We start from the raw sequence: 12,659 nt of genomic DNA on the forward strand, positions 1-12,659 counted from the left end.
TCGGCGACCGACGCGCTCCGGTGCCGGGGACGGCGGTCGTTACGCTGCTGCGGTACGGGCGCCTGATGGCGAGGAGTGACGATGGACGGTCCGGATGCGGTGGGTGGGCGGGCGGCCCGGCCGACGCTGCGGCAGGTGGCGGCCGAGGCCGGGGTCAGCCTCAAGACCGCCTCGCGGGTGCTCAACGGGCACCCGCACGTCTCCGACGCCACCGCGGCGCGGGTGCGCGGGGCGGCCGACGCGCTCGGCTTCCGGCTGAACCGGATCGCCCGGGAACTGCGCTCCGGCGCCACCTCCACGTCGGTCGGCCTGATCATCTCGGACCTGGCCAACCCGTTCTACTCGCGGATCGCCCGCGGCGCCGAGCGGGTGCTGCGCGCGTCCGGCCTGCAGTTGGTGACCGCCAGTACCGACGAGGACTCGACCCAGGAACGGTCGCTGGTCGAGGAGCTGCTGGAGCGGCGGGTGCGGGCGTTGCTGGTGGTGCCCAGCGGTACCGATCACGCGTACCTGGAGCCGGAGCACGGCCGCACCCCGGTGGTGTTCCTGGACCGGCCGCCGGTGCGGCTGGCCGTCGACACGGTACTGGTGGACAACCGGGCGGGCGCCCGGGCGGGCGTGGCGCACCTGCTGCGCGGCGGGCACCGGCGGATCGGCTTCGTCGGTGACCTGTCCCGGCTCGCGACCCAGCGGGAACGGATGGCCGGCTTCGCCGACGCGATGCGTGCCGCCGGGGTGCTGCAGTGGGAGCGGTACGTGCGGGCGGACTCGCACGACCAGGCCACCGCGGCGCGCAGCACCCGCGAGCTGCTGGCCACCGATCCGGCTCCGACCGCGCTGTTCACCAGCAACAACGTCAACACCGCCGGTGCCCTGCGGGCGCTGACCGGGGTGGCCACCCCGCCGGCGCTGGTCGGCTTCGACGATTTCGACCTGGCGGACGTCCTGGGCATCACGGTGGTCGGTCACGAGCCGGAGGAGATGGGCCGGATCGCCGCCGAGCGGGTGGTGGCGAGGCTCAACGGGGACGACAGCCCGGCCCGCACCGTGGTCCTGCCGACCAGGATCATTCCGCGCGGCTCCGGAGAGCGCCCACCCGCTGACATCCGATGAGCGACCGCTGATTCCCGCAGCGCCTGGTCTGTTTCCGGCATCTTACGGTCTTGTCATCGGATGATTGCCTGGTTAGTGTCGCGCTGCGACGTGAATCGTCCATTCCCGGCGGTCCACGTGGAACCGACCCGGCAGAGGGGGACAGGTGGGCACGGATGCTACGCGGCGAACCGGCACGGTCCGGCCACGCATGGAGGGATCCACGCGGCGCGGTTGGCGGCGGCTGATCGGTCTGGCGGCGGTGACGGCGCTGCTGATCGGGCCGCTCGCGGCCTGCTCCGAGTCGGGCCCGGGCTCGTCGTCCGGCGGCTCCGGCGGCGGCAAGCTGGGCAGGACCGAGACCTTCAAGCTCGGCGTCTCGCTCGCGCTCAACAACACCGACTTCTGGACCTCGTACATCTCCTACCAGAAGCAGTACGCCAAGCAGTACCACGCGAAGCTGATCGGGCCGCTGGTCAACAACAACGACTCGGGCAAGCAGATCTCCGACATCCGCACCCTGATCTCGGAGGGCGCGCAGGCGCTGATCGTCAACCCGGTCGACTCGGCGGCGATCAAGCCGGCGCTGGACTACGCCAAGAGCAAGGGCATCCCGGTCGTCTCCGTCGACGTGGCGCCGAGCGCCGGCGACACGTACATGATCGTGCGCGCCGACAACGAGCTGTACGGCACCGAGTCGTGCGAGTACATCGGCAGGCACGCCAAGTCCGGTACCGTCGCCGAACTGCAGGGCGACCTGTCGTCGCTGAACGGCCGGGACCGCTCGACGGCGTTCGAGAAGTGCATGGCGAGCAAGTACCCGAAGCTGAAGGTCGCCAAGTACCCGACGAAGTGGGATGCGAGCACCGCGACCACGGCGGCCGCCACCGCGATGTCCAGCCACCAGGACCTGGTGGGCATCTACACCCAGTGGAGCGGGCCGGTGCCGGGGATCCTCCAGGCGGAGAAGAGCGCCGGGAAGTACAAGCCGGTCGGCAAGCCGGGCCACATCATCATGGTCTCCAACGACGGCGTGCCGTTCGAGATGAAGGACATCAAGGACGGCGTGCTGGACGCGACGGTGTCCCAGCCGGCCACCCTGTACGCCAAGTACGCGGTGTCCTACTCGCGGGACGCGCTGATGGGCAAGAAGTACGCCAAGGGCCAGCAGGCGGCGTCCGGTGCCGGCCCGCTGGTGACCGTCGGCAGCAACCTGGAGGACCCGATCAAGGCGCCGCTGGTCACCAAGGACAACGTCGACGACCCCAGCCTGTGGGGCAACCAGGCGGCCACGAAGTGACCTCGACCGCCGTCATCGAGGGCGTGGGGCTGGCCCAGACCTTCGGCCGTACCCGCGCCCTCGACGACGTCAGCCTGGCCATCGAGCCGGGGAAGTGCCTGGGGCTGGTCGGCCGCAACGGCGCCGGGAAGTCGACGATCGTGTCGATCCTGACCGGCCTGCGCCGGCCGGACGCCGGGATGGTCCGGTTGTACGGCGAGCCGGCCCCACCGGTCGGCGACCCGGCGGCGTGGCGGCGCAAGGTGGCCTGCGTCTACCAGCACTCGATGCTGGTGCCGACGCTGACCGTGGCCGAGAACATGTTCCTCAACCGGCAGCCGCGCCGCCGGTGGGGCGCCATCAGCCCGGCCGCGATGCGGACCGAGGCCGCCCGGGTGATGGCCGACTGGGGTGTCGAGATCGACGTGACGGCGCTGGCCGGCGCGATCTCGGTGGAGCAGCGGCAGATCGTGGAGATCGCCCGGGCGCTCTCGGCCGGTACCCGGTGCCTGATCCTGGACGAGCCGACCGCGGCGCTGGAACGGGCCGCGGTGAGCCGGCTGTTCGACCGGATCCGGCCGCTGCTGTCGGCCGGCGTCGGCATCCTCTACATCTCCCACCATCTGGAGGAGGTGTACGAGATCTGCGACGAGGTCACCGTGCTGCGCGACGGCCGGCACGTGGTGACCGCGCCGGTCGGCGAGATCGGCCAGGACCGGCTGGTCGCGGCGATGGTGGGCGCCGCGGACGCGCAGGACGTGCACGCCACCACGATCGACGCCGCACCGACCCGCGACACCACCGCCGAGCCGGTACTGAGCGTGCAGCGGCTGACCGCCGTCGACGGCCGCGGCAGCGTCGCCGGCGTCAGCCTGGACGTGCGGCCCGGCGAGTGCGTCGGTCTGCTCGGCCTGGCCGGCTCCGGTACCAGCACGCTGGCCGACGCGGTCGCCGGCCTGGTGAAGGCGCGCGGCGGCCGGATCCTGGTGGCGGGCCGGGAGGTACCGCCGGGGCGGCCGGACGTGGCGTTGCGCCGCGGCGTGGGCTACGTGCCGGAGGACCGGCACGACCGCGGCTACGTGCCGCTGCTGGGCGTGGCCGACAACATCACCATGACCATCAACGACCGGCTGACCCGTTACGGGGTGCTCGCCCCGGCACGGCACCGGGCCGCGGCCCGCGCCCTGGCCGACCGCCTCGACGTGGTCTCCGCCGGTACCGGGCAGCCGGTGGGCGAGCTGTCCGGCGGCAACCAGCAGAAGGTGGTGGTCGGGCGGGCGCTCGCGCGTGATCCGAAGGTGGTCGTGGCGGTGGGCCCGACGCAGGGCGTCGACGTCGCGTCGAAGCGGTCGCTGCTCGGCGCGTTGGCGGACGCCCGCACCGGTGGTGCCGGCGTGCTGCTGGTCTCGGACGATCTGGCCGATCTGGCGATCGCGAACCGGATCGTGGTGCTGGTACGCGGCACCGTGTTCGCCGAGTTCACCGACCCGCCCTGGGACCGGGAGCGGCTGATCGCCGCGGCCGAGGGGTTGCCGAGCGCGGCGACACCGGACCCGGCAGAACCGTCCACTGTGGATGGCAAGGACGAGCGCGACCGGCACCGCGGCGCCGGCGCCGGTACCGAGGGGGAACCGCAGCGATGACCAACACCACTGTCGAGCCGGCGCTGGTGGCCGCCGGTGCCCGGCGCGGCGCCGCGGTGAACCTGATCCAGCAGTTCGCGCTGATCCCGGTGATCGTGATCCTGTGCGTGGTCGGCGCGTTCGTCAGCGACTCGTTCCTGACCCTGACCAACCTGGCCAATGTCGGCCAGCAGATCTCCGCGCTCGGCGTGGTGGTGGTGGCCGAGACGCTGATCCTGGTCACCGGCAGCATGGACCTGTCGCTGCAGTCCAACTACGGCCTGTCGGCGATGGTGGCCGCGTGGCTGGTCGCGCCGGCCGCCTCGTCCGGGTTGGGCATCGAGATCGACCCGCTGCTCGGGCTGCTCGCCGGGCTGCTCGTCGGCGGGCTGATCGGGCTGTTCAACGGCGCGATGATCGTCAAGGCGAAGATCAACGGCTTCATCCTGACGCTGGCGATGTACATCCTGCTCGCCGGCGTGCAGACCGGCATCGTGTCCGGCCACACCGTCGGCAGCCTGCCGAAGTCGTTCATCGCGCTCGGCTCGTTCTACTTCGCCGACATCCCGATCTCGGTGTGGGTGGCCGCGGTGATCTTCGTCGTCGCCGGGCTCTACCTGCGCTACACCCGGACCGGGCGGTCGCTGTACGCGATCGGCGGCAACCGGGAGGCGTCCCGGGCGGCCGGTATCAAGGTGGACCGGATCCGCATCGGCGTGTTCGTCGTCGGTGGTGGTCTCGCCGCGCTCGGCGGTCTGATGGAGGCCGGCCGCGTCGTCGCGGTCACCGCCAACCAGGGCACGAACCTGATCTTCACCGTGTTCGCCGCCGCGGTCATCGGCGGCGTCAGCCTCAACGGCGGCCGGGGCAACATGCTCGGCGCCGCGACCGGTGTGGTGCTGCTCGGGCTGGTGCAGAACCTGCTGGCGCTGGCCCAGGTGCAGAGCTACTGGATCGACGCTGTCGACGGGGCCGTCATCCTGGTCGCCCTGGCCCTGTCCCGGCTGGTCGGCGGCGAGCGCAGCAGCGAGTGACCGGCGCGGTCCCGGCCGGCCGGCGCGCCGGCCGGGGCCGTACCGTGGCCGGGTGCGGGTACCCGAACTCGACTGGCCGGCCACCGCGGCGCAGGCCCGAGCCGAACAGGACCGGTTGCGGCCGCTGGTGCGCACCACCGGATCGCTGCCCGAACCCTTGCGGACCGTCGCCGGCCTCGACGTCGCGTACGGCGACGATGATCGGCTGGCGGCCGCGGTCGTGGTGCTCGACGCGAACACCCTCGCGCCGGTCGACCGAGCCACCAGCGTGGGTGTCGCGGCGTTTCCCTACGTACCGGGGTTGTTCGCGTTCCGGGAGCTGCCGGCCCTGCTGGCCGCCCTCGCCGCGCTGACCACGGTGCCGGACGTGTTGGTGTGCGACGGCCACGGGCTCGCCCACCCGCGCCGGTTCGGCCTCGCCTGCCACCTCGGCGTGCTCCTGGACCGGCCGGCGATCGGCATCGCCAAGACGCCGCTGTCCGGCCGGCACGATCCGCCCGGCCGGCAGCGCGGGGACGGCTCGCCACTGCTCGACGACGGTGAGCAGTTCGGCTGCGCGTTGCGCACCCGCGACGACGTCAAGCCGGTGTACGTGTCGGTCGGCCACCGGCTCGACCTCGCCGCGGCGTGCACGCTGGCGCTCCGGCTGACCCCGCGGTACCGGCTGCCGGAGACCACCCGCCGCGCCGACCGGCTCTGCCGCGACGCTCTCGCCGCCGCGAGCGACTGACCGCCACGGCCCGGCGCCCGCCGGGCCGGGCGTTCGCTCCCGCCCCCTCCGTCGGGTGGTGCGGGCCGCGTCAGCGCGCGGGCCCGGGGCCGGGGCGCCGGGCGCTGGTGACCAGGCAGGTCGACCAGGTCCGTACCCCGTCCGGCCGTTCGTGCCGGGACAGCGCGGCGTGCAGGTCGGCGCGCGCGGCAGCGATCGCCGCCGGGTCGGCGTCGCGCAGCCAGTGCCGCACCGGGCCCCAGCCGAGCAGGAACTCCGCCGCGTCGGCGGCGTCGCGCCCCCACCTCAGCGGTACCCGGGTCGGTTCGACCCGGATGCCGGTGAAGCCGGCGTCGGTCAGCACCGCGGCCACGTGGGCCGGGTCGGCGAGCGAGTCGGGCTGCGCGCCGGTGTCCGGCGTGCCGGACCCGTGCGCTCGGACGGCGTCGAACAGCTGCCACATCTCGTCGTCGCCGGTCGGCGCCCCGAGCGAGACGAACGCGAGCCGCCCGCCGGGGCGCAGCGCGCCGCCGAGGTTGCCGAACGCGGCCCGCTGGTCGGCGAAGAACATCACCCCGGCGCGGCTGATGGCGACGTCGAAGCGCTCGGCGCCGAAGTCGTACACCTGGGCGTCGCCCTGCCGGTAGTCGACGTTGTCGAGCCGTTCGGCGGTGCTGCTCGCGCGGGCGACGGCCAGCATCGGCGCGGACAGGTCGATGCCGACCACCCGGCCCGGCCGGGCGGCCCGGGCGGCGAGCCGGGTGGTCGCGCCGTTGCCGCAGCCGACGTCGAGCACCCGCTCGCCAGCCACGATGCCGGCGGCGGCGAACAGCGGCCCGGTCAGGCCGGCGTTCAGCGCGTCGTACCGGTCCTGGTGCCGCGCCCAGTGCCGGCCCTCGTAGCCGTTCCACGCCTGCGCCTGGTGGGTGTTCACGACCAGCGTCACTGATACCTCCCGGGGGTGTTTTTGCCAGCATGGCACCGGCGGCCCGGTGAGGCATCGTCGAGCGGGCGCATCGTCGACTACACCCCGGTGGTACTCCCCGGGGGTGTAGTCGACCGGCTCGGTACCGCCGAGCCGGGAGGGACGACGCGGCCGGCTGCCGCCGCGCGTCGGCGAGTTCAGCGCGGCCGGGCGACTCGACGCGGTCCGGGGGATGCGGGCGGTTCAGCGCGGCCAGGAGATGCGGAAGGTCCAGACGTGGCGGCCGGCGTCCGCCGCGGCGGCCGGCACGTCCACCACCAGCGCTCCGTCGTCCCGGTGCCGCCAGGACAGCTCCGGCCGGTAACCGAGCAACTCGACCCGGTCGCCGGCGGTGATCGGTACCGGCGCGTGCACGACCAGCTGGGAGCCGGGCCGTACCAGCGAGCTGACGTAGAACGCCCGGTCGCCGGCGACGGTGAACCGCAGGTCGCCCTCGGCCGCGCCCTTGTCCCAGTACGTGGTGCCGTACACGGCCTCGCCGTTGACATCCAGCCAGGCACCCATCTCGCGCAGCCGGGTGGCCATGATCTCCGGGATGCTGCCGTCGGCGCGCGGCCCGATGTCCAGCAGCAGGTTGCCGTTCTTGCTGACCACGTCGACGAGCTGGCCGATCAGCTCGTCCGCGGTGGCGTACGCGTCGTCCGGGGTGGCGGCGTTGTAGCCGAACGAGAACGGGTCGATCCCGCGGCACGCCTCGAACTTCGCCGTCGACAGCGCGAACGACGACGCGTACTCCGGCGTGCTGAAGTCGCTGGCCGACAGCCCCATCCGGTTGTTCACGGTGACCTGCCGGCCGGACTCCAGGGCCTGGTTGAAGTGCAGCGCCAGCACCGCGGGATCGGTTGCGGGGGTGCCGATGTCACCCCACAGCACATCCGGCCGGTACCGGGTGATCAGCTCCTTCAGTTGCGGGATCTGCAACTGGTGCAGGTAGTCGGTCTCGCCCCGGTCGCCGGTGTAGGGCTCGGGCGCCCCGGTGTACGGGTTCTGCGGGCCGCGCCCGCGCCACGGGTCGGCCGGGTTGTACCACTCCGGCAACGAGTAGTAGACGCCGGTGTGCAGCGACGGTGCGTGCCGCCGCGCCGCGTCGAACAGCGCCTTGACCAGATCCCGGCGCGGCCCCATCCGTACCGCGTTGCGGTCCGAGACGTGCGAGTCGAACAGTGCGAAACCCTCGTGATGCTTCCCGGTGAGCACGAAGTAGCGCGCGCCGGCCTGCTCGAACAGCCGGACCCACGCCACCGGGTCGAACCTCGCCGCGGTGAAGCGCGGGATGAAGTCGTCGTAGGCGAAGTCCTCGCCCCAGGTCTGCGCGTGGTGCGCGTGGGTCGGGTCGTCGGGGTTGTCCAGCTGGGCCCAGTACCACTCGGCGTACTCCTTGCCGACCGGCGCCCAGGCCGGTACCGAGTAGACGCCCCAGTGGATGAAGATGCCGAACTTGGCGTCGTCGTACCAGTTGGGCGCCTGGTGGGTGGCCAGCGACGTCTCGGTGCCGCGGTAGCGCGGGATGCCGGCGGTCAGCGTGACGTCCCGTTGCGCGGACACGCCCCGCCCGGTGACCTCGACGGTGCCGTCGACCCTGGTACCGGCGGGCAGGCCCGGCGACCGGATGCCGACCTGCACCCGGGCCTGCTCGCCGGGCAGCAACCGGGCGATCCGGGCCGGTGCGGTGGTGTGCACGCCGTCGGCGGCCACCCGTACGGTCAACCGGTGCGCGGCGGTGACCGGCTCGCTGCCCAGGTTGGCCACGGTCACCGCGACGACCTGCGAGCGCCCCGCGCCCAACCACAGCGTGGTGGACGCGGCGGCCCGGACCGCCACCGCGCGGCCGGCCGTCACCGGCTGCAACGACAGCGCGAACACGTGCAGGCTGGCCGCGCCCGCCGCCGGCTGCGCGGTGGCCGGCAGGGTGAGCGCGGTCGCGGTGCGGTTCGGGTCGCACCACACCGACACCGGGAAGATCGACACCGGGTGGTGGTCGGTCCCGTCGGGGGAGTACCGGTCGGTGGTGGCGAGCGCGCCCGCGGCGGTGTACCAGTCCGGTGCGGACAGCGCGGCGGTGCTGGTGCTGCCGTCGTCGTAGTGCACGGTCGCGTCGCCGCCGGCCGGACCGTAGGTCGAGGTGGCGAGCAGGTACGCGGCGAGGTAGCGGCCGGCCGGCAGGTCGATGGTCTGGCCGGCCGCGACCAGGTTGTCCGGGGCGCCGGCGGTGGTCGTGGCCGGGAACTCGTACCGCACGCCGTCGACGGTCACGCTGCCGGACGGCAGCTGGCCGGCCGGAAAGCCGTACCCGCTGCCGTCGATGTTCGCGTCGCCGGCGGCGACGCCGATGCCGTTGTTGTCGTACTTCGCGGCGATCGACACCGGTACCGGCGCGGCCGGCTCCGGTTCGCCGGCGGCGGCCGGTCGGGCGCCGGGTGTCTCGGCCGACGCGGGCACCGCGGCGCCGAGCGCGAGGGCGCCGCCGGTACCGGCTGCGGCGGTCAGCAGGTGTCTCCTGGGCAGTCCCATGCATTCCTCCCGATCGGTGGTTTCACCCGATCTCTGATCGGACAACTGCCGCGTTTTGCGGACCAACGCGGGAGTGCGCCGGAAAGAGGTCGGATGTATCGACCACGCGCTATTGGACCGCGACCGGGCGAAGACGTCAAGCCCGGCGACCGGGCACGAACCGGCGGCCCGGCCCCGCGGTCCGTGTCGCCACAGCCGACATGTCCGCCACGGCACGCCGCGTGCCACACCGAACCGCTCGGACGGTGCCGCACCTCACCGCCGCGCCATCTAGCATGTGCCCGTGCCGATCTCCAGTTCCGTACCGTCCGCGCCCGAGCCGTCCGCGTCCCAGCCGGCGGCCGAGCCGCCCGGGGCCGATCCGTCGACGGCCGACTCGCCCGCGGACGCCGCGCTGGCCGGTCCGCCCGCCGGGCCGCTCTACGTGGTCGGCGACGTGCACGGCCAGTACGAACCGCTGCTCGCCACCCTCGCCGGCAACGGCCTGGTGGACGCCGACGGGCACTGGTCCGGGGGCGCCACCCGGTTGTGGTTCCTGGGTGACCTGACCGACCGCGGCCCGGACGGGATCGGCGTGATCCGGCTGGTGCGCCGGCTCGGCGGCGAGGCGGCGGCGGTCGGCGGTCGGGTCGACACGCTGCTCGGCAACCACGAGATCCTGCTGCTGGGCAGCCGGCGGTTCGGCGACGAGCTGATCGACCTGCCGGCCGGCGCCCGCAGCTTCCACACCACCTGGCAGCTCAACGGCGGCCGGGACAGCGACCTGGATGCGCTGACCGACGACGAGGCGGAGTGGCTGACCGAGCGGCCGGCGATGGTCCGTGCCGACGACTTCCTGCTCGCGCACTCCGACACGGTGGCCTACCTGGACTACGGCGACAGCGTCGAGCAGATCGTGACGGCGCTGCGTACCGAGCTGGTGGAGGGTGACGCGCCGCGCTGGTGGGAGTGCTTCCGGCAGCTGACCCGGCGGCACGACTTCCGCGGCGAGGACGGCGCGGCCCGAGTGGGGGAGGTGCTGGGCACCCTCGGCGGGCACCAGTACGTGCACGGCCACAGCCCGATTCCGGAGCACCTCGCGGTCGACCCGAGCGAGGTCACCGCGCCACTGCGGTACGCCAACGGACGCGCGCTGTCGGTCGACGGTGGCCTGTTCGCCGGCGGTCCGTGCCTGGTCACCCGCCTGCCCTACCGGGAGGACCCGCGTTAGAGCGCCGGGCTGGCGCCGCGCCGCGCGGGGTCGAACCGGTCGCACGGGGCCCGGCCGGTGGCGTAACGATCAACTACGTCGATTGCGGCAGTCACCGGGCCGGGTGACGCGAACGGCCGAATTCTCGTCACCTGGTCCCGTTCCGGTTCGTTGCGCCATATGAAGTGGTCGACCAAGATGGTAGAAATGCAATGAAACACGACCACGACGGCTAGTTGCGCAGCGCAAGACCGGTGATGTTCCTACGAGTTCCGGCAGGCGCGGCCGCCCCCCGCGAGGGCCCGACCGTGTCGAGGCGTCGGCGATCCGCCGACCCGCAGCCGAGCGGCGCACAGGGGGTCAGGGATGGACGAGCTGCCTATCGGGCGCCGGGTCGCCTACTGGCGGGCCCGACGAAGGATGTCCCAGCAGTTGTTCGCCGATCAGATCGGCAAGTCCAAGAGCTGGGTGGACAAGGTCGAGCGCGGCGTGCGGCGGCTGGACAAGTTCTCCGTGCTGTACGAGATCGCCGACGTGCTCAAGGTCGATCCGCAGGTCCTGTTCGGCGGTGAGAGCCACCGGCAACCGGACAGCGTCAACTGCGTCGACCAGGTCGAGGTCGAGGAGATCCGCGCCGCGCTGGAGAACTACGACCAGGTGGTCGCGTTCTTCGAGCCGCCGCTGGTCGAGCAGGTCTCGCTGGACGAGCTGCGCAAGGCGATCTCGCACGCCTGGGCGTCGTTCCAGCACGCCAAGTACGGCATGGTCGCCCGCTCGCTGCCCAAGCTGCTGCGCGACGCGCAGAGCGCGGACGCCGCGTACGACGACTCGGCGATGACCGCGACCGAGCGCGGCACCCGGATCAACGCCGCGCACCTGCTCGCCCAGACGTACCAGATCGCCGCGTCGGTGCTGCGCAAGCTCGGCGAGCACGAACTCGGCTGGCTCGCCGCCGACCGCGCGATCGGAGTCTCGCACCGGGCCGGTGACCCGCTGCTGGCCGGCGTCGCCACCTTCCGGGTGGCGAACGCGATGCTCGCGCTCGGCCGGGCCAGGCCGGCGCTGGACCTCAACGTGCAGGTGGCCCACCGGCTCGCGCCGGCATCCGGTGCCGAGGTCACCCCGCAGCGGCTCAGCGTGTACGGGATGCTGCTGCTGCAGGGCGCGATGGCCGCCGCGCGCGTCGGTGACCTCGCCACCAGCCGCGACCTGCTGCGCGCCGCGGACGAGGCGGCCGAACGGCTCGGTCGCGACGCCAACCACTACTGGACCGTGTTCGGCCCCACGAACGTGGCGTTGCACCGCGCCGCCGCGGCCGTCGACCTGGGCGAGCACGGCATCGCGATCAGCACCCACGAGTCGCTCGACCCGGAGCCGTTCGGCGCGCTGCTGCCGGAGCGCCGGGCACATCACCTGGTCGACGTGTGCCGGGCGTACACCCAGCTCGGTGATCTGGACAAGGCGGCCGAGTTGCTGGTCGAGGCGGACCGGCTGGCGCCGTCGGAGATTCGCTGCCGGCCGCACGCGCACGAGGTGCTCACCGGCGTGCTGCGGCGCAGCCACGGCACCCCGGCCGCCCCGCTGGCCGAACTGGCCGACCACCTCGGCGTCGCGGTGTGAACGCCGGTGACCGCGCGCCGGTCGGATCCGGGCCGGTGCTGTACGCCCTGGTGTGTGGCTCGCCGGCGGCGTCCGGGGTGGGTCGGCTGGTGGCCGCGGCGCAGCGGGACGGCTGGCGGGTCTGCGTGCTCGCCTCACCGTCCGGGCTGCGGTTCCTCGACATCCCGGCGCTCGTCGCGCAGACCGGCTTCCCGGTGCGCAGCGAGTACAAGGCGCCCGACGCCCCGGACCTGCTGCCGCAGCCGGACGCGATCGTGGTTGCGCCGGCGACCTGCAACACGATCAACAAGTGGGCCGCCGGGATCAGCGACACGCTGCTGCTGGGCATCCTGACCGAAGCGTACGGGCGGGGCCTGCCGATCGTGGCGGTGCCGTACTCGAACCGGTTCCACGCCGCGCATCCGGCGTTTCGGGCCAGCCTCGACCGGCTGCGGGACTGGGGCGTGCGGGTGCTGTTCGGCGACGACGTGTGCCCGCTGCCGCTGCCCGGTGGTGCCGCCTCCGCGTCGCTGCCCTGGCGGCTCGCGCTGGACGCGCTCACCCCGCAGCGGGCCTGACCCGGCGGCGCGCAGCGGGCCCGACCCGGCGGCGCGCGCCGCGGCGCTCCGGATCGCCGGG

General features: G+C 73.3%; 10 protein-coding genes. 8 read left to right on the top strand and 2 right to left on the bottom strand.

Features of this window, described 5'->3' with window-relative positions; all coding sequences use genetic code 11:
- Positions 1–81: 81 nt before the first annotated feature.
- From Athai_RS10095 to nfi, 5 genes are all read left to right on the top strand, one after another.
- Positions 82–1,113: a LacI family DNA-binding transcriptional regulator gene (locus tag Athai_RS10095; RefSeq protein WP_203961261.1), complete on the top strand. Its 1,032-nt coding sequence runs from the start codon at positions 82–84 to the stop codon at positions 1,111–1,113.
- A 190-nt stretch (positions 1,114–1,303) separates the two neighbouring features.
- Positions 1,304–2,392 carry a sugar ABC transporter substrate-binding protein gene (locus tag Athai_RS10100; protein WP_203961262.1) on the top strand — a complete coding sequence of 363 codons (1,089 nt, stop codon included), beginning with the start codon at positions 1,304–1,306 and terminating at the stop codon, positions 2,390–2,392.
- On the top strand, positions 2,389–4,014 hold the full coding sequence (locus Athai_RS10105) for a sugar ABC transporter ATP-binding protein (RefSeq protein ID WP_203961263.1): 1,626 nt from the start codon (positions 2,389–2,391) through the stop codon (positions 4,012–4,014). Before Athai_RS10100 ends, Athai_RS10105 begins: the two co-directional genes overlap by 4 nt.
- Complete coding sequence (locus tag Athai_RS10110) at positions 4,011–5,027, top strand: ABC transporter permease (protein ID WP_203961264.1); 1,017 nt, start codon at positions 4,011–4,013, stop codon at positions 5,025–5,027. Before Athai_RS10105 ends, Athai_RS10110 begins: the two co-directional genes overlap by 4 nt.
- Before the next feature lie 52 nt (positions 5,028–5,079).
- Entirely contained in the window at positions 5,080–5,757 is a 678-nt protein-coding gene (nfi, locus tag Athai_RS10115) for a deoxyribonuclease V (protein ID WP_203961265.1), read from the top strand.
- A 70-nt stretch (positions 5,758–5,827) separates the two neighbouring features.
- On the opposite strand, the gene Athai_RS10120 is transcribed toward nfi, so the two are convergent.
- Together Athai_RS10120 and Athai_RS10125 are read right to left on the bottom strand one after the other, a co-directional pair.
- The gene (locus Athai_RS10120; RefSeq protein ID WP_203961266.1) at positions 5,828–6,682 is read right to left on the bottom strand and encodes a class I SAM-dependent methyltransferase; all 855 of its coding nucleotides are present in this window, start codon (positions 6,680–6,682) and stop codon (positions 5,828–5,830) included.
- Positions 6,683–6,904: 222 nt separating this feature from the next.
- On the bottom strand, positions 6,905–9,232 hold the full coding sequence (locus tag Athai_RS10125) for an alpha-L-fucosidase (RefSeq protein ID WP_203961267.1): 2,328 nt from the start codon (positions 9,230–9,232) through the stop codon (positions 6,905–6,907).
- 283 nt (positions 9,233–9,515) lie between these two features.
- Between Athai_RS10125 and Athai_RS10130 the strand changes: the two genes are divergently transcribed.
- From Athai_RS10130 to Athai_RS10140, 3 genes are all read left to right on the top strand, one after another.
- Positions 9,516–10,442 (top strand): metallophosphoesterase, encoded by a 927-nt coding sequence (locus Athai_RS10130; protein WP_239156843.1) that lies wholly within the window; start codon positions 9,516–9,518, stop codon positions 10,440–10,442.
- Between the two features lie 345 nt (positions 10,443–10,787).
- Entirely contained in the window at positions 10,788–12,041 is a 1,254-nt protein-coding gene (locus Athai_RS10135) for a helix-turn-helix domain-containing protein (RefSeq protein ID WP_203961268.1), read from the top strand.
- A 35-nt stretch (positions 12,042–12,076) separates the two neighbouring features.
- Entirely contained in the window at positions 12,077–12,598 is a 522-nt protein-coding gene (locus Athai_RS10140) for a flavoprotein (RefSeq protein WP_203961269.1), read from the top strand.
- The last annotated feature ends 61 nt before the right edge of the window (positions 12,599–12,659 follow it).

The sequence above is a fragment of the Actinocatenispora thailandica genome, assembly GCF_016865425.1.
In the GTDB taxonomy this organism is placed as follows: Bacteria; Actinomycetota; Actinomycetes; order Mycobacteriales; family Micromonosporaceae; genus Actinocatenispora; species Actinocatenispora thailandica.

Coding starts and splice junctions, on each gene's coding strand:
- Athai_RS10095 (WP_203961261.1), top strand. CDS start 82: ATGGACGGTCCGGATGCGGTGGGTGGGCGGGCGGCCCGGCCGACGCTG.
- Athai_RS10100 (WP_203961262.1), top strand. CDS start 1,304: ATGGAGGGATCCACGCGGCGCGGTTGGCGGCGGCTGATCGGTCTGGCG.
- Athai_RS10110 (WP_203961264.1), top strand. CDS start 4,011: ATGACCAACACCACTGTCGAGCCGGCGCTGGTGGCCGCCGGTGCCCGG.
- Athai_RS10125 (WP_203961267.1), bottom strand. CDS start 9,232: ATGGGACTGCCCAGGAGACACCTGCTGACCGCCGCAGCCGGTACCGGC.
- Athai_RS10135 (WP_203961268.1), top strand. CDS start 10,788: ATGGACGAGCTGCCTATCGGGCGCCGGGTCGCCTACTGGCGGGCCCGA.